A 16,788-nucleotide genomic window follows, 5' to 3' on the forward strand; every position below is an offset into this window, starting at 1 on the left:
ACGTCCGTGCGGAAACCCCGAAACCTCGGTTCATTGCCAGAGAGGCCGTCCGGTTCCGCCTACAGTGTCGGATGTGTGGCGAGCGGACAGGGTGACCGACGGTGAGGACGACGTGAACGACGACGTCCCCGTCGAGGGTGCCCGCGCGCGCCCCGACGACGATCGAGACGAGCAGCAGGACGTGGACCAGGAACGGACCGACGACGAGCCGGACCGCACGCTCCGCCCGGAGCTGCAGATGACGAGCCCGCAGGCGATCAGCCTCGGCGACCCGCGGTTGCAGGCCGGCAACGCGGCCGAACCGACGTGGGACGGCTGGCGCACCCAGCTGACCGGTGTCGGCGGCACGAGCCCGCTCACGCACTTCAGCGACCACCCGCGCGCCCGCATCGAGCTCTCGACCACCCACCCGGGCGGTCTCGCGCAGTTCATCACCGGCAAGACGACCCTGCTGTCCAGCCTGATCCGCGACGAGGTGGCGCTCCGTGCCGCCCGCGTGGCCGCCGGACACGTCGAGGCGAAGGGCACCGAGCTCGCCACCGTGCGCGGCATCGACGCCGTGAAGCTCGGCATCGGCATGGCCGACTGGAAGCACGGCGACGAGCAGTTCCGCGGCCCGGTGCTCCTGCGTCCCCTGGCGATCCGCCGGCACGGACGCGACTTCGAGGTGCGCCTGCTCGGCGAACCGGTGCTCAACCCGGGCCTCGCCGACGCGCTGCACGAGCAGTTCGGGGTCATCCTCGACGCGCAGTCCTTCGTGGCCCTCGCGCAGCAGGACGGCTCGTTCACGCCGAACCCCGTCATCGACCGCCTGCGTGGCCTGACCGCGCACATCCCCGGCTTCTCGGTGCACGCACGCCTCGTGGTGTCCACCTTCGCCGAGGTCGCGACCGGCATGGTCGAGGACACCGGCGACCTGTCGCACCCCGTGCTCGACGCCCTCGCCGGTAACCCGAGCGCGAAGTGGCAGGTCGAGCAGTCCTACCACCCGGTCGAGCAGACCCCGTCGGACGAGCGCAGCCCGGAGACCGACACGCTCCTGCTCGACGCCGACGACGAGCAGGAGAACGTGATCGCGCAGATCACGGCCGGCAACTCCATCGTCGTGAAGACCCTGCCCGGCACCGGTGGCACCCAGACGATCGTGAACGCCCTGGGTGGCCTGGTCGCCGCGAACAAGCGCGTGCTCGTCGTGAGCCCGCGCCGCGCCACCCTGCGGGGCATCGCCGCTCGCTTCGGCGAGGTCCAGCTGCCCGGGGTCGCGGTCACGCCGTCGACCCTGCGCCGTGACGTCGTCCGTGCGATCGCCCGGAACGAGAAGGCGGCGCGTCCGAACCTCCGCGAGGTCGACGACGCCCTGGTCCGGCTGCGCAAGGTGCTCAAGGACTACCGCGGTTCGCTCACCCGCAAGGACCCCGACTTCGGCGTCTCGGTGCTCGACTGCCTGGTGGAGCTGTCGCGCCTGTCGCTGCTGCCCGTCGCCCCGTCGACCACCGCACGCCTGTCGAAGCAGTCCGTCGCCTCGATGGTCGAGGGCCGTTCGCGCGTCGCCGAGACGATGGTCAGCGCCGCGAACCTCGGTGAGTTCCGCTACGGCCCCGACGACTCGCCCTGGTACGGCGCGAAGTTCGGTTCGAGCGACGGCGCCCAGCGTGCGCACCGCATCGCGAAGGACCTCGACGCCGACGGCCTGCCGACCCTGCTCCGCCGCGCCCACGACCTGGTGAGCTCGACGCACATGCGCCAGTTCACGACCATCAACGAGCTCGGCATCTACCTGCGCCTGCTCACCGAGATCCGCGACACGCTCGACCGCTTCCTGCCGGTGGTCTTCGACCGCTCGGTGTCCGAGCTCGTGGCCGCCACCGCCCCCCGCGGCGAGGGCGCCCCGATGTCGTCGACGAACCGTCGCCGGCTCAAGAAGCTCGCCCGCGAGTACGTCCGCCCGGGCGTGCACGTGTCCGACCTGCACGAGGCCCTGACCCGCGTCCAGCAGCAGCGGGTGCTCTGGCAGCGCTACGTCGCCGCCGGCGTGAACCCCGAGGTGCCCACGGGCATCGCCGACGTCCAGGTGCTGTTCTCGAACGTCGCCGAGGACCTCGCGCGCCTCGACGAGCCGCTGGGTCGCACCGAGCGTGACCGCCAGCTCGCGAACACCCCGGTCGACCAGCTCGTCCCGACCATCGCCGAGCTCGCCGCCGAGTCCGACGTCCTGCACAACCTGCAGGAGCGCACCGAGCTGATGCAGACCCTGCGCGACCTGCAGCTCGAACCGCTCATCACCGACCTGGCGAACCGGCACGTGCCGGACGTGCAGGTGCCGGCCGAGCTCGAGCTCGCCTGGTGGCAGTCCGCCCTCGAGACCATGCTCGAGTCCGACCGGGCGCTGCTCGGCGCGAACACCGACATGCTCGACCGGGTCGAGGCCGACTTCCGCCTGGTGGACGACGCCCACGCGGCCGGGGTCTCCCAGGGCCTGGCGTGGCAGCTCGCCGAGAACTGGAAGGTCGGTCTCGTCGACTGGCCCGAAGAAGCGACCGCGCTCAAGACCCAGCTCCGCGACGGCGCGATCACCTCGCGCCTGCTGCAGGACTCCGCACCGCACCTGTCCCGGTCGATCGCACCCGTCTGGCTCGCCAGCCCGTACGAGGTGCCGCAGATCGCCGACACGATGCCGTTCGACACCGTGATCCTGGTCGACGCCGGCGCCGTGACGATCGCCGAGACCGTCGGTGCCGTCCGACGTGCCCGGCAGACCGTCGTGTTCGGCGACCCGGTCACCCAGACGCCGTCGCCGTTCCGCATCGCCGTGGACCCCGAGCACCGGGCGCTGCAGGTCGACGAGGGCACGCTCGACGCGTTCCACGCCGACTCCGCCCTGGCGAAGCTGTCCACCCTGCTGCCGACCCTGTCGCTGTCGCGGTCGTACCGCGCCGGCGGCGAGGACCTGGCCGAGCTCGTGAACCGTCGCTTCTACGGCGGCAAGATCGAGTCCCTGCCGTGGGCCGGCTCGTTCCTCGGCCACGGCTCGATCGCGCTCGACTACGTCAGCGACGGCAAGGCCGTCCCGGACCCCGAGTCCGGTGCCGTCGAGAGCGTCGACGCCGAGGTGGACCGCGTGGTCCGCCTCGTCATCGACCACGCCCGCACCCGTCCGACCGAGTCCCTCATGGTCATCACCGCGTCGGCGAAGCACGCCGTGCGTGTCGAGCAGGCCGTGCTGACCGCCGCCCAGGGGCACAAGGACCTGACCGAGTTCGTCATCGGCGACCGTGCCGAGCCGTTCATCGTGGCGACGCTCGAGCAGTCGGTGGCGCAGAGCCGCGACCGCGTCGTGTTCTCCATCGGCTACGGCCGCACCCCGCACGGCCGCGTGCTGCGCGACTTCGGTCCGCTCGGCAAGCCCGGCGGCGAGCGGCTGCTGGCCGTCGCCATGACCCGCGCCCGTCGGTCGATGGTCATCGTCACCTGCTTCCAGCCGTCGGACATCGAGGCCGAGCGCATGGGCCACGGCACCGTCGCCCTCGCCGAGATCCTGGCCGAGGTGCGTGCCCGCACCACCGCTGAGTACGTGCCGGACGACTCCGACCCGCTGCTCGTCGACCTGGCCCGGCGCCTCGAGATGCGTGGCATCCCGGTGGCGCTCGGACACCGCGGCAAGCTCGGCCTCGTCGCCGCGCACGGCGGGGTCTGCGTCACGATCGAGACCGATGCGTCGCTCGTCAAGGGATCGCTGCGCGAGTCCCTGCGCCTGCGCCCCGAGGTCCTCCGCCGACTCGGCTGGCACTACGTGCGCGTGCACGCGTTCCAGCTGTTCTCCGACCCGGACCGCGTCGCCGACACCGTCGCGTCCGTGCTCGGGGTCGACCGCGGTGCCACGCAGGAGATCTCGATACCGCCGATCCCCGCCCGCCGATGAGCACGCAGGATCTCCATCCCGTCGTGCCCGGCATCGGCCCCGCGCGCCGATGAGCCGCCGGGCCTCGCGGCCCGCCGGTCCGGTGACGCCGGAGTCGGACCAGCTGGTGGGCACGTGGACGCGGGTCGACGACGCGTCGTCAGCCGCGCCTCCCGTCCGTCCCGCCGCTGACGGAGGCGAGACGGCGGACCAGCCGGGAGGCCCGGTGCGGCGCCGCAGACGCGTCACCACCCAGCCGGTGGCGGGCTACGACCCGACGCCGCCACCGGAACCGGCGCGGCACCGCGACGGTGAGAACGACGACCAGCTCCGGCGCGACGTCCCCCCGCACTGGTAACCGGTAGCCTGGCCCGTGATGACTGACACCGCGCGGCAGCGCCCCGACTGGCAGACCTGGCCGAACCTGATCACGCTGTTCCGCCTCGTGCTGATCCCGGTGTTCATCGGCCTCGTCGTCGCCGGCCACCCGGGGTGGGCGCTCGTCGCCCTCGTCGTGATCGGCGTGAGCGACTGGGCGGACGGCTTCATCGCCCGCAAGTTCGACCAGGGATCCAAGCTCGGCAAGGCCATCGACCCCGTCGCCGACCGCCTGGCCATCATCGCGATCGTGCTGTCCCTGGTGCTCGTCGGCCTGCTGCCCTGGTGGGTGGTGGCCGTCGTCGTGCTCGTCGACCTGGTGCTCGTCGTCCTGTCGAGCGTGCTGTTCCACGGCAACCCGGACCTGGACGTCACGTGGACGGGCAAGATCCGCTCGGCCCTGCTGTTCGTCGGGCTGCCGGTGCTGCTGTTCTCCGCGGTGCACACCGTCGACGAGAACGCGCCGTGGGTCCGGGTCGTGGCCCTGGTGTTCGTGTACCTCGGCACCGCGGGGCACGTGCTCGCCGGCGCCCAGTACGCCGTCGCGATGTTCGCGAAGCGCCGCGCGGTCCCCGCCGCCTGACGGGCCGCCCTCTCCGCAAAACACCGGTGTTCACGCTGCGCACCGCGGTTTGCGGGTGTGCAGAGCGGGAACACCGGTGTCTTGCGAAGGCGCCTGGGCTAGAGCTTCGTCGAACCGCCGATGCCGGGCCCCTCGGGAGCGTTCGACGGGGCGATGTGCGCGCCCGTGCTGGTCGCGCCGCCGGTCTGCGGGCGGAGCAGGTCGCGGATCTCGAGCAGCACCTCGACGTCGGTCGGGGGGACGTCCTGCGGGGTCTGCTCCTCGTCGTTCTTGACGCGCTCGAACGCCACCTTCTTCAGGTGGTTGACGGGCACGACGAGCGCGAAGTACACGACCGCGGCGACGATCACGAAGTTGATCACCGCGCCGATGACCGCACCGAAGTACATCGTCGCGTTCCCGCCGGACACGGTCGGGATGACGACGGGCAGCGCCTTGTCCAGGCTGGACGCGTTGAAGACCGCGCCGATTGCCGGATTGATCACGGCGTTGACGATCGCGTTGACGATCGCGGTGAACGCACCACCGATGACGACTGCGACGGCCAGGTCGATGACGTTGCCGCGGAGCAGGAACTCCTTGAAGCCCTTCATGCGAGGGTCTCCTTCCGGGTCGAGGACGGCCGCCGAGTGGCGACGCGCCCCAACCTATCCGGAGAGCGCAGACTGCGTCAGGACGCGGCGGGCTTCGAGCCGCTGGGCTTCGACTCGGCCTTCTTCGCCGGCTCGGACTTCTTCGGCTCGGACTTCGCGGGGGTGCTCGACGAGCCCTCGGACTTCGGGGCCGGGCGCGAGTCGGTGCGGTAGAAGCCGCCGCCGTTGAAGGTCACGCCGACCGGGGAGAACACCTTCCGCAGGACGCCGCCGCAGACCGGGCACTCCGTCAGGGTGGCGTCGGAGAAGGACTGCTTGATGTCGAACGCGTTGTCGCACTCGGTGCAACGGTACGAGTAGGTGGGCACGTCAGCTCCGGAACGTGATGATGCGCGACGGCGTGATGATGCCGTCAACGGGTTCGTCGTGGGGTTCGCGCGGGACCTCGTCGAGGTACTCCGCGTCGAAGATCACAGCATAGACGGGCGGACGGTTCGCCATGGACCCGAGGGTCTTGTCGTAGTAGCCGCGCCCCCAGCCCATGCGGACGCCGTCGTGCCCGACCGCCGCCGCCGGGGCGAGGATCGCGTCGACGTCGTTGATCGCGAGCGGGGACAGGACCTCGCCGACGACCTCGGGCAGGCCGAGCAGGCTCTCGGTCTCGCTCTCGCCGTCGCCGACGGCCCAGTCGAGCAGCCCGTCCTCGCGGGTGATCGGCAGCAGCACGCGGATGCCCTGCCCGAACGCCCAGTTCAGGAACGGCCGCACGTTCGGCTCGTCCGGTGCGGACAGGTACAGGGCGAGGGACGTCACCTGGCGCTCCTCGACGAAGCGCTGCAGGGTCGCGGTCAGGGTCTCGGTGTCCGCGTCGCGTTCGGTCGTGGTCCGGGTGCGCCGCCGCTGCCGGAGTTCGGCTCGCAGGGCGCGCTTCTCGTTCCCGAGATCGGCGATCATGCGCAGGAGTCTACCGAGGGGCACGGTTGCGGCTTCCCGCCGGGAACACGCGGTGTCCCGTGTCCCCCGGAGCGACGACATGCCCTCGAAAGGGGGATCGGATACGGTCTGAGCATGGGCTTCCAGATTTCGAAGGCGGTGATCCCGGCCGCAGGGCTGGGTACCCGCTTCCTCCCCGCGACCAAGGCGATGCCGAAGGAGATGCTCCCCGTCGTCGACAAGCCGGCCATCCAGTACGTGGTGGAAGAGGCTGTCGGTGCCGGGCTGACCGACGTGCTGATGATCACCGGGCGCAACAAGAACGCGCTCGAGAACCACTTCGACCACGTGTCGGAGCTCGAGGAGACCCTCCGCAAGAAGGGCGACCACGAGAAGCTGCAGAAGGTGAACCAGTCGACGGACCTCGCCGACATGCACTACGTGCGACAGGGTGACCCGCTCGGCCTCGGCCACGCGGTGCTCCGCGCGAAGATGCACGTCGGCCGCGAGCCGTTCGCCGTGCTCCTCGGTGACGACATCATCGACGCTCGTGACCCGCTGCTCCAGCGCATGATCGAGGTCCAGGGCGAGAAGAACGCCACGATCGTGGCCCTGCTCGAGGTCCCCGAGTCGCAGACGCACCTGTACGGCATCGCCACGGTCGAGCCGACCGACACCGACGACGTGGTGAAGATCACCGGCCTCGTCGAGAAGCCCCCGCAGGGCGAAGCGCCCTCGAACCTGGCCATCATCGGCCGCTACGTCATCCGTCCCGAGGTCTTCGACGTCCTCGAGAAGCAGGAGCCGGGCAAGGGCGGCGAGATCCAGCTGACCGACGCGCTCATGAAGATGGCGAGCGCCGAAGAGTGGACCGGCGGCGTGTACGGCGTCGTGTTCCGTGGACGCCGGTACGACACGGGTGACAAACTCGACTACATCAAGGCGATCGTGCAGCTCGCCTCGGACCGCGATGACCTCGGCCCCGACCTCAAGTCGTGGCTGAAGGAGTTCAACGCGGGCGAATAGTCGGCCATCCCGCTCGGGTCCGGTGATCACGGACCCGGGCGGGACACCCCGTCCCGCACCGGGGCGGGACCCCGGAGGAACCCAGCGATGACGACGATCCCGACCCTGTCCCACGGGCGGGTCACCATCCGGCCCCTCCGGCTCCGCGACACCCGCGACCTCGACGCGGCACTCGCGACGAACCGTTCGTGGCTCCGCACCTGGGAGGCCACGAACCCCTCCGGACACGTCTCCACCGACGTCCGGGGCAGCATCCGCGCGCTCCAGGCCAACGCCCGCGCGGGACTCGGACTCCCGTTCGCGATGGAGCTCGACGGCCGCTTCGTCGGGCAGCTCAACGTCTCCGGCATCTCCTACGGCTCGCTCGCGAGTGCCTCCATCGGCTACTGGGTCGTCGAGGACGCCGCCGGCCACAACGTGACGCCGATCTCGGTCGCCCTCGCCGTCGACCACTGCTTCCGCTCGCTCGGCGTGCACCGGATCGAGATCTGCATCCGGCCGGAGAACGCCCCGAGCCTGCGCGTCGTCGAGAAGCTCGGCTTCCGGTACGAGGGACTCCGTCGCCGGTACATCCACATCAACGGGGACTGGCGCGACCACTTCTGCTTCGCGCTGGTGGCGGAAGAGGTCCGCGGGGGCGTCCTCGAGCGCTGGGTCCAGGGACAGGTGCCGCCCGGTGTGGGGACCGTTCCGCTCGCCGCACGCGACGAGGCGGCGATGCCGCTGGACACGACGCCCCGCATCTGACGCCCCACGTCTGACGGGCCTGGAGGCGCGGCTCGCCTCCCACGGATTCCGCCCCGACACGCGCAACACGCGTCCGGCAATGACGCGGCGCGGGAACCGCCGCCCCTACCGTGTTCGCATGGCAGGAATCGGCTCGTGGGGTGGCGGCATCGTCCTGCTCGTCGCGGCCGTCCTCTGGCTCGTCTACCTGATGCCGTCGTGGGCCGCCCGCCGCCAGTACCTGGCCACCGAGCGGAACGCCATCCGGCTGCAGCAGACCCTCCGGATCCTCGCGCAGACCGCCGAGCTGCCGGACGAGGTCCGCATCGAGATGAACGCGAAGTCCCTCGCCCAGGCGCAGCGCGTCGCCCGGTCCGAAGAGGCCAAGCGCACCGCCATCGTCCGAGCCCACGAAGCCGCGCGGCAGCGTGAGATCACCCGCCGCCTGGCCGAGCAGGCTCCGGTGCTCGAGCGGGCGTCCGCCGTGCCGGCCCTGACCGCGATGCGCATGCGCCGTTCCCGGCTCGGGGCGACCCTGTTCGGCACGCTCGGCGTCGTCATCGCCCTCGTGGTCTTCGTCGCGGCACCGTCGCTCTGGCTCGTCCGTGTCGCCGGACTCGTCGCCGCCGGTGGGTCCGCAGCGGTCCTGGCCCAGCTGCACCAGGTGGCGACGGCGCGGAAGCAGCGTCTCGCGGCCGCCGAGACGGGCGCGACCCGCGCCTCCCGGCCGGCCACCGCCTGGACGGACCCGGCGCCGCCCCTGTCGACCGAGCAGCCTGCTGAGCCCGCAGCAGACCGCTCCTGGACCCCGAACCACGTGCCGAAGCCCCTCTACGTGGAGCGGCCGGCTGCTCCGGTCGCCTCGCCCGAGTCGTCGGCGGAACTCGCTGCCCGCCTGAAGGAGCGCGTCGCCGCGGCCAAGGCGGAAGCCGAGGCCGAAGCTGCCGCGATCCGCGCCGGCGAATCCGACCCGTCGCTGGCGCGGGTGTCGCGGATGCGACCCGAACTGGAAGAGGCTGCGGCCTCGCTGTCCGCGCACGACCAGGGGCGTCTGGCCGAACGGCTCGGGCTCCGGGCCCCCGCCGCCCCTGCTGCGTCGGCCGGCGTTGCTCCTGGCGCTCCTACTCCTGGCGCTCCTGCTCCTGCCGCTCCTGCTCCTGCCGCTCCTGCTCCCGCCGACGAGCCTGCCGGGCCGCCGAGCAAGTGGGCCGGCATGGGTGTCCTCGACGACGACGCCTACCAGCAGGCCGACCTCGACGCGATCATGCGACGGCGCCGCGCGGTCTGACCCGCGGCACGCCCGAAGGGCCACCTGCGATTTCGGCTGGGCCGAACGAGGGTGCTAGTGTGGTCGAGCACTTGGGGCTATGGCGCAGTTGGTAGCGCGTCTCGTTCGCAATGAGAAGGTCAGGGGTTCGAATCCCCTTAGCTCCACCAGGTAGCGACCACGAGAACGGCCCGGAACCCACAGGTTCCGGGCCGTTCTGTCGTTGGCGGTCGTGTCGAGTGGATCGTCCTCCACGGGCCGAGTCAGGTGGATCGTTCGACACAGTTCACGGACAGGGGTGGTGTGTTGTCCAACGCACCGCCCTAGACTCCCCGTGCGCCGACCGGCGCGGGAAACGGGGGAACACGTGCGCTTCAGGACCGCCATCGCATCGATCGGCACGGTGCTCGCCGTCGCCGCCGGGCTCGCCGTCGTCGGGCCGGTCGCGCCGGCATCGGCAGCGGCCCCGACGACCGGCCGGTTCACCCCCGTCGCACCGGCACGAGCCTGGTCCGGCACCGCGACGAGCACCGCGACGACGGTCACCCTCGGCGGCAGGAACGGCATCCCCGCTTCGGCCACGGCTGTCGTGCTCACCGCGACGGTGAACGCCCCGAGCGCCGCCGGGTACGTCAGTGTTGCCCCTGCCGGCAGCACGGCGAGCCCCGCGATCCAGAACTTCCGCCGGGGGCAGCCGATCTCCGGCACGACCACGGTCGGCCTCACCTCGGGCAAGGCCCAGGTGAAGGTGTCCGCGGGCAAGGCCACCGTTTCGCTCGACGTTGCGGGGTGGTACGGCACGAGTGCATCCGGTTCCACGTACACGCCGCTGGCGCCGACGAACGTGCTGAACGGAACGGTGTCCACCGCGGCGAAGAAGATCGTGGTCGCGGGGAAGGCGGGTGTCCCGGCGAACGCCACCGCAGTGGTGCTCCAGACCGACGTCTCCCGCCCCGCAACGAGTGGTCGGCTGCGGATCACCCCGTCCGGCAACAACGCCGGGGTCGTCTCGTTGATGTACGAGAAGGGCATCACCGTCGCCAACACGACCACGGTCAGGCTCTCCGGGGGCGCCGTGCAGGCGCGAGTCTCCTCCGGATCCGCACGGGTGCTCGCCGACGTGGTCGGGTACTACGCGCCGAACGCCGACGGTTCGGTCTTCGTCCCCGCGCACCCGGTCCGAGCTGCGACCGTCGCTGCCGGGACCACCGCGAAGAAGGTCACCGTCGCCGGCACCGCAGGTGTCCCGCGCAATGCGACCGCTGCGGTCATCAACGCGAAGGTCGGCAAGGGAAGCGCCGGCGGATCACTCCGCGTCGTCGGCGCGGGCCTGGCCTCGAGCGTGCCGACGCAGGTCTACGCCAAGGGTCAGACGATCGGGAACGCCTTGATCGCGCCGCTCGCAGCCGGAGGACAGGTGCAGGCGAAGGTGTCCGGCGGGACTGCAACGGTCTACGTCGACGTCGTCGGGTACTTCCTGGATGGATCGACGGGTTCGGGGACCGGCGTGGACATCTCCTGGCCGCAGTGCGGCAAGACCGTCCCCAGCGACCAGTCGTTCGGGGTCGTCGGCGTGAACGGTGAACGGGCCAACACGACGAACCCCTGCTTGCAACAGCAGCTCGGCTGGGCCGCGGCCTCCGCCGGGGGCACCGCCCAGCCGACGACGCAGGTCTACTCGCTCTTCACGAACCCCGGGGCACGGGCAGCCTCGGTCTGGCCGACGTCGAACCTCGCGCCGAACGGCCAGACAGTCGCTGTGCCCACGGCGTACGGCACCTGCACACCGCAGTCCGGTGCGCAGTCGACCTGGAAGACGACGGCAGCGTGCTCGTACATGTACGGGTACGCCCGCGCCTACGAAGCAGCCAACACCCGCGGAGTCACCAATCCTGGTCAGTACCGCTGGTGGCTCGACGTCGAGACCGGACTGTCGTACGTCACCTCGGACGCCGGGCAGAACCGTGCTGCGCTCGAGGGCATGACGAAGGCCCTGCAGGACGCGGGAGTGACCCAGATCGGGGTCTACTCGACCTCGTACCAGTTCAACAAGATCATGGGGACCGTCCCGGCATCGAGTCCGCTGCGGCCGCTGCCGAGCTGGATCGCGCTCGGTGCAGCCCGTCTCGACCAGGCTCAGGCGGCCTGCTCCGGCGCTCGTCTGCTCGGTGGACCCATCAGGATGACGCAGTACGTGACGCCGTTCGGCTCGACCGCGATCGACCGCGACTGGTCCTGCAGCTGACGCAGGGGCACGCGATCTGCGACGGTTCGCGAGCGGATCGGCGCGCATCCTGACGGCGAGCGCGAGTCACGGACGGACGGGAGGCCCGGTGCCAGCTGGCACCGGGCCTCCCGTCCGTCCGAGGGTCACGTCGGACCCGCGCCCGGCGTCGACGTGTCAGCCGGCGATGCTCTCCGTCAGCACGCCGGACTGCGCGAAGGTGGTGTGGATCGCGTTCGCGGCCTGCTCGAAGGCACGGTTGCCGCGGGAGATGCCGAGCGCTCCACCCTTGATCGCGGACTTGCCCGAGCCGCGCAGCAGTCGGGCGACCGTGCGGCCGTCCGGGGCGATCATGATCTGCACGTCGAGGCGGGTGTGGAACGTGCGGTCGTTCGCCATGCCGCCGATGAGGAGCGTCAGGCCGAGGCTGCCGCGGGTCGCACGGAGTGCCCCCTGCTCGGCGTCGTCGACGGTGTAGCCCTCGCGGGACAGCGCCTCACGCACCTGGGCACGGGCGGTCTCGGGGTCGGTGGCGACGAAGAAGTCGTGGCTCTCGGGCATGTGTGTTCCTTCCGAACGGGTCCGCTGGGACACGGAGGACGCTCGCCCCCGAAGACGATCATGCCGTGTCGGAACGACGGAAGTGTCGCTTACGCTGGTCGTGTCATGACTGCCTCGATGAACCGCCGCGCACTCCTGTCCCTCGCCGGCGTCGCCGGGATCGGGCTCGCCGTCGCGGCGTGCTCCTCCGGCAGCGACAAGGGCGGCGACTCGGGCAAGGGTTCGGGCGGCGGGCGCGGGAGCTCCGGGGGTGCGGACGCGACGTCCACCCCGACGGCGAAGCCCGTCGCGAAGGCCGTCACTCCAGCGCAGGTCCCGCTCGCCGGTGGCGTCACGATCACCGTGACGGGGACCGGACTCGCCGCCGTCAAGGGTGTCACCGTCGGCGGTGTCGCTGCGCGCGACGTCACAGCGACCGCGTCGAAGGTGACCTTCACGGCCCCGCACCAGGCGATGTACACCGCCGGTGACGCCGACGTCGCGCTCTTCACCGCGGTGATCGAGCCCACTGCGTCGGCGAACCAGTCCTCTGACGGCAACGGCAGCGCCGCGAACGACGGGCAGAGCGGCGCCACCCAGGACACCGCGACGACCACGCCGACCCCGACCGCCGCCGCGACGCCCGCTGCGGGCAGCGCGGTCGCCTCGACCACCCTGGCCTACGCCGCACTGACCGACGTCGACCGGCAGCTCGCCTACGCGATGCGGTACTGGAAGGACTACAACCTCGCCGAGTACGGCACGATGAACCCGATCGGCGGCGACTGCGCGAACTACGTCAGCCAGACGCTCATCGCCCGCGGGTGGGAACAGCGGTCCGACTGGTACAACCGGGCGGCCGGGGCCGAGCACAGCGCGACGTGGACCTACTGCCCGACGATGGACCCGTGGCTCGAGACCAACGCGGCCGAGTTCGGACTCACCCGGCGTTCGTCGGACGAGCGCGACAAGGTGCAGGTCGGCGACATCGTGTTCTTCGACTGGAACGCCAACGGCTCACCGGACCACACGACCATCGTGTCCGAGGTCTTCACCGAGTCCGACGGCACCATCCGCATCAAGTCGGCGAGCCACAACCAGGACGGCCCCTACCGCGACCTCGACGAGATGATCACGGTGCAGCACCCCGGCGGATCGGCCTGGTTCCACACGTTCGACGCGTAGCGCTGTCGCGGCCCGCAAGACACCGGTGTTCGCGCGTCGCACCGCGGTCTGCGCGTGTTCAACCGGCGAACACCGGTGTTTTGCAGCGCCGACGGACAGCACCGCTCACGGGTAGCCGAGGAACCACAGCAGCACGATCGCGACCGGCTGCAGGCACACCCCGACGACCAGCCACGCCACCGCCCGCCGCCGCGTCCCCACGAACACGTCCGATCCGAGCAACGGCGCCATCGGCATGAGCAACCGCGGCAACGACTGCTGCGGCAGGAACACCGCCACCAGGTACAGCCCGTAGGACGCCGTGAACGCGAGCACGTCGGGGCCCAGTGCCCTGGTGCTCCTGCGTGAGAAGAACCACACGGCGCCGGCGAGCACCACCACGACGAGCACGATGCCGAGCGGCCCGAGCCACGTCGACGCCATCGTGAACCACGGTGTCAGCGGCGCGAAGTGCTGCCGCCCGACGAACCCCACCCACCACGACAGCTCGGTGTCCAGGTACGCGTTCGGTCGCCCGGTCACGGCCGTCGCGATGACGGGCCACGCCAGACCCGCAGCCGCGACGACGAGTCCGGTCACCACGATCGCGATCCGGTCCCGCCACGGGAACGCGTCCTGCTGCCGGCGCCAGGCCACCCACCGCAGGACCAGGTGCACGGCCAGTGCCAGCGCCAGCGCGAGGACCCCGGGCTTCGTGAACGCCGCCACGACACCGAGCGGCGCGATCAGCCAGTACCGACGCCGGACCAGGGCGAGCAGGGCACCGAACAGCAGCACGAGCAGCAGGCTCTCCGCGTAGGCGACCTGCAGCAGGAACCCAGTCGGCGCGAACGCGAACAGGGCCGTCGCCCAGCGGGCCCGGTGCGAGCAGCCGACGGCGAGCACCAGCCGGTACAGCAGCACGCAGGCGCCCGCTCCGGCGATCGACGCCACCACGACCCCGGCGATCCAGAACGAGGCGCCGGTCAGCGTCATCACGACCCGCACCACCGCGGGGAACACCGGCAGGAACGCCCACGCGTTCGGCAGGACGTGCCCGGAGTCGTCGACCGGCAGCATCGCCGGGTACCCGTGCTCGGCGATGGTCCGGTAGAACGAGGCGTCCCACGAGCCCGAGAACGTGAAGAACGAGGGGTCCTGTCGGTACGAGGCGAACGGCCAGCCGTTCGCGGTCGCCAGCAGGTACACGGTCGCCAGCAGCACCGTGCTGACCACCCGCGAGGCCGCCCAGATCAGCAGTGGCGCGGTCCAGGCGCTGCGCCGTCCGGTCAGCAGGCTGCGGAACCCCCGCCTGGAGGCCCGGCTCGCTTCCGCCACGCTCGTCACCCGCCCGATCCTCCCAGATCGCAGGCCGCGCCCCGCATCGCGGGCCGCCACCTGCCCGGCGCGAGGCAACCCGTGTGCATCGTGAGCAGGAATGGTCGGGTCCGCCTGCCGGACCCGACCATTCCTGCTCACGAAGTGCGGGCCTCCCGGCTAGCGCCCCGTGACCGCGCGACGGATCTGCTCGATCGGGACCTTCGGGGAGCGGTCTGCGTTGAGCAGGCCGTTCGTCTCCTGCATGGTGTCGGTGAGCTGCGTGTAGCAGGACCCGGCGAGGAACGAGCTCGCGCGGATCGCGTCGTACAGCGCGGTGATCCGAGCGACCCAGTCGTCGCCGTCAGTGGCCGACGTGTACCCCCAGCCGTCCTCGCGCTGGACGCCGGGCTGGTAGTTCACGCCGCCGAACTCGGTGAGCATGACCGGCTGGCCCAGGTCCTCGGCGCCGCCGACGAGGATGCGGCGGTCCGCCGGGCCGATGCCACCGAGGAGTCGGGTCCGTGCGGTCTCGTCCGCGTAGGTGGCCGCGAGCCGGGGTCCGTCGCCCTCGTAGTCGTGGATCGTGACGATGTCGGAGTTCGTGTGCTCCCACCCGTCGTTGGAGATCACCGGACGCGTCGGGTCCAACGCCCGCGTGACGTCGGCGAGGGCCCGCGCGTAGGCCTGCTGGGCCGGGTCGGTGGCGATGTGCTGCACACCCCAGCTCTCGTTGGCGGGCACCCACGTGACGATCGACGGGTGCGAGGCGTCACGCTCGACGGCGTCCATCCACTCGCGCATCAGACGTTGCACGGCTCGGGGGGAGAACGCGTAGGCGCCGGGGGCCTCGCCCCACACCATGAGTCCGAGCCGGTCGGCCCAGTACAGGAACCGGGGGTCCTCGATCTTCTGGTGGTTGCGGGCCGCGTTGAAGCCGAGCTCCTTGATGAGTTCGACCTCGCGGCGGAGTGCCTGGCGGGACGGAGCGGCGATGTGCGACTCGGGCCAGTAGCCCTGGTTCAGGACGCTGCGGACGTCATGGCGTCGGCCGTTGAGCAGGAACGCGCCGCCGTCGACCCCGACCGTCCGGATCCCGAAGTAGCTGGCGACGGCGTCGAGCGCGCCCGTGCCCACCGTCGTGCCGTTGCCGGAGCGCGGCAGCAGCGTGACCGTGGCGTCGATCAGCCGGGGCGTGTCCGGCGTCCAGTGCAGCTCGTCCTCGGCCTGTCCGTTCGTCTGCCGCGCGATCGGTACGACCACGTCGAACTCGTCCCCGGTCTCGCCGACGGTGGTCTCGATCGTGGCGAGGTGCTCGTCGCGGTCGTCCCAGCGGGCCTCGACGCGCAGGCGCTCGCGGCCGGTGCGGTGACCGTCGAGCCGGACCGTCAGCCGCATGGTCGCGTGGTCGACGTTCGTCCAGCGCAGGGAAGCGATCGAGGCGGTCGGCACGGCCTCGAGCCAGACCGTCTGCCAGATCCCGGTGGTCCGGCGGTACCAGATCGCGTGCGGGTCCTCGTGCCAGTCCTGCTTGCCGCGCGGCTGGGTCAGGTCGTGCGGGTCGTCCTCGGCGCGGACCACCAGGGTGTGCACGGCGTCGGGGTCCGTGGTCAGCGCCTCGGTGACGTCGAAGGAGAACGGGGTGTGGCCGCCCTCGTGTCCACCGATGAACTGCCCGTCGATCCAGACGCGGGCACGGTGGTCGACGGCACCGAAGTGCAGCACGAGCCGGGGCGCGCCGGTGCCGAAACCGGCGGCGTCGAGCTCCGAGCGGGTGATCGCGCGGGAGTACCAGACCACCGGGTGGAATCCCGGCTCGTCGATGCCCGAGGCCGGGGACTCCGGCGGGAACGGGACGACGATGTCGCGGGCGTCGGTGAAGCCGGTGCGCCAGGCCTCGTCGTCGCCGTCGTTCCGGAACGACCACGTGCCGTCGAGGTCGGCCCAGGCGGTGCGGAGCATCTGCGGCCGGGGGTACGTGCCGTCCTGCCGCGAAGCGACGGGGAGGCCGGGGGCGGAAGCGGAGTCAGGTGCGGCCACGATGCCGTCGAGCGTGCTCATGCGTCCATGCTCCCGTGCTGGTACATCGTTGTAAAGAGGGAGTCGGGATTGCGCGGAGCAGGTTCCGCAGGGCGCTCG

13 protein-coding genes and 1 tRNA gene are annotated in these 16,788 nt (G+C 71.2%); 8 read left to right on the forward strand and 6 right to left on the reverse strand.

What is annotated here, in order from left to right; translation table 11 throughout:
- Positions 1 to 91: 91 nt before the first annotated feature.
- A complete protein-coding gene (locus tag DEJ05_RS10240; protein WP_111038986.1) occupies positions 92 to 3,919 on the forward strand; it encodes an ATP-binding protein in 3,828 nt (1,275 codons plus the stop codon).
- 355 nt (positions 3,920 to 4,274) lie between these two features.
- Positions 4,275 to 4,859 carry a CDP-alcohol phosphatidyltransferase family protein gene (locus DEJ05_RS10250; protein ID WP_051596961.1) on the forward strand — a complete coding sequence of 195 codons (585 nt, stop codon included), beginning with the start codon at positions 4,275 to 4,277 and terminating at the stop codon, positions 4,857 to 4,859.
- A 98-nt stretch (positions 4,860 to 4,957) separates the two neighbouring features.
- Here the strand turns inward: DEJ05_RS10250 and mscL are convergent, their stop codons facing one another.
- From mscL to DEJ05_RS10265, 3 genes are all read right to left on the reverse strand, one after another.
- Positions 4,958 to 5,452: a large conductance mechanosensitive channel protein MscL gene (gene mscL / locus DEJ05_RS10255; RefSeq protein WP_111110356.1), complete on the reverse strand. Its 495-nt coding sequence runs from the start codon at positions 5,450 to 5,452 to the stop codon at positions 4,958 to 4,960.
- Between the two features lie 77 nt (positions 5,453 to 5,529).
- Positions 5,530 to 5,820, reverse strand: a complete 291-nt coding sequence (locus DEJ05_RS10260; protein WP_027466562.1) for an FmdB family zinc ribbon protein — start codon at positions 5,818 to 5,820, stop codon at positions 5,530 to 5,532.
- Between the two features lies 1 nt (position 5,821).
- Positions 5,822 to 6,406: a 5-formyltetrahydrofolate cyclo-ligase gene (locus DEJ05_RS10265; protein WP_111024332.1), complete on the reverse strand. Its 585-nt coding sequence runs from the start codon at positions 6,404 to 6,406 to the stop codon at positions 5,822 to 5,824.
- 114 nt (positions 6,407 to 6,520) lie between these two features.
- Between DEJ05_RS10265 and galU the strand changes: the two genes are divergently transcribed.
- The 5 genes from galU to DEJ05_RS10290 all read left to right on the forward strand — a co-directional run bounded on the left by galU (position 6,521) and on the right by DEJ05_RS10290 (position 11,649).
- The gene (galU, locus tag DEJ05_RS10270) at positions 6,521 to 7,411 is read left to right on the forward strand and encodes a UTP--glucose-1-phosphate uridylyltransferase GalU (RefSeq protein WP_027466560.1); all 891 of its coding nucleotides are present in this window, start codon (positions 6,521 to 6,523) and stop codon (positions 7,409 to 7,411) included.
- Between the two features lie 87 nt (positions 7,412 to 7,498).
- A complete protein-coding gene (locus DEJ05_RS10275) occupies positions 7,499 to 8,158 on the forward strand; it encodes a GNAT family N-acetyltransferase (RefSeq protein ID WP_017887986.1) in 660 nt (219 codons plus the stop codon).
- 118 nt (positions 8,159 to 8,276) lie between these two features.
- On the forward strand, positions 8,277 to 9,425 hold the full coding sequence (locus tag DEJ05_RS10280) for a hypothetical protein (protein ID WP_111110357.1): 1,149 nt from the start codon (positions 8,277 to 8,279) through the stop codon (positions 9,423 to 9,425).
- A gap of 73 nt (positions 9,426 to 9,498) precedes the next feature.
- Positions 9,499 to 9,574, forward strand: a tRNA-Ala gene (locus tag DEJ05_RS10285).
- A gap of 197 nt (positions 9,575 to 9,771) precedes the next feature.
- The gene (locus DEJ05_RS10290) at positions 9,772 to 11,649 is read left to right on the forward strand and encodes a hypothetical protein (RefSeq protein WP_111110358.1); all 1,878 of its coding nucleotides are present in this window, start codon (positions 9,772 to 9,774) and stop codon (positions 11,647 to 11,649) included.
- Between the two features lie 156 nt (positions 11,650 to 11,805).
- On the opposite strand, the gene DEJ05_RS10295 is transcribed toward DEJ05_RS10290, so the two are convergent.
- Entirely contained in the window at positions 11,806 to 12,189 is a 384-nt protein-coding gene (locus DEJ05_RS10295; protein WP_071405149.1) for a hypothetical protein, read from the reverse strand.
- A gap of 105 nt (positions 12,190 to 12,294) precedes the next feature.
- Between DEJ05_RS10295 and DEJ05_RS10300 the strand changes: the two genes are divergently transcribed.
- On the forward strand, positions 12,295 to 13,353 hold the full coding sequence (locus DEJ05_RS10300) for an amidase domain-containing protein (RefSeq protein ID WP_181440700.1): 1,059 nt from the start codon (positions 12,295 to 12,297) through the stop codon (positions 13,351 to 13,353).
- A 105-nt stretch (positions 13,354 to 13,458) separates the two neighbouring features.
- Here DEJ05_RS10300 and DEJ05_RS10305 read toward each other — a convergent pair whose 3' ends face one another.
- Positions 13,459 to 14,679 carry a hypothetical protein gene (locus DEJ05_RS10305; RefSeq protein WP_181440701.1) on the reverse strand — a complete coding sequence of 407 codons (1,221 nt, stop codon included), beginning with the start codon at positions 14,677 to 14,679 and terminating at the stop codon, positions 13,459 to 13,461.
- 150 nt (positions 14,680 to 14,829) lie between these two features.
- Complete coding sequence (locus tag DEJ05_RS10310) at positions 14,830 to 16,710, reverse strand: glycoside hydrolase family 2 protein (RefSeq protein WP_111110360.1); 1,881 nt, start codon at positions 16,708 to 16,710, stop codon at positions 14,830 to 14,832.
- Between the last annotated feature and the right edge of the window lie 78 nt (positions 16,711 to 16,788).

It is taken from the genome of Curtobacterium sp. MCLR17_045 (assembly GCF_003234405.1).
Taxonomy (GTDB): Bacteria; Actinomycetota; Actinomycetes; order Actinomycetales; family Microbacteriaceae; genus Curtobacterium; species Curtobacterium flaccumfaciens.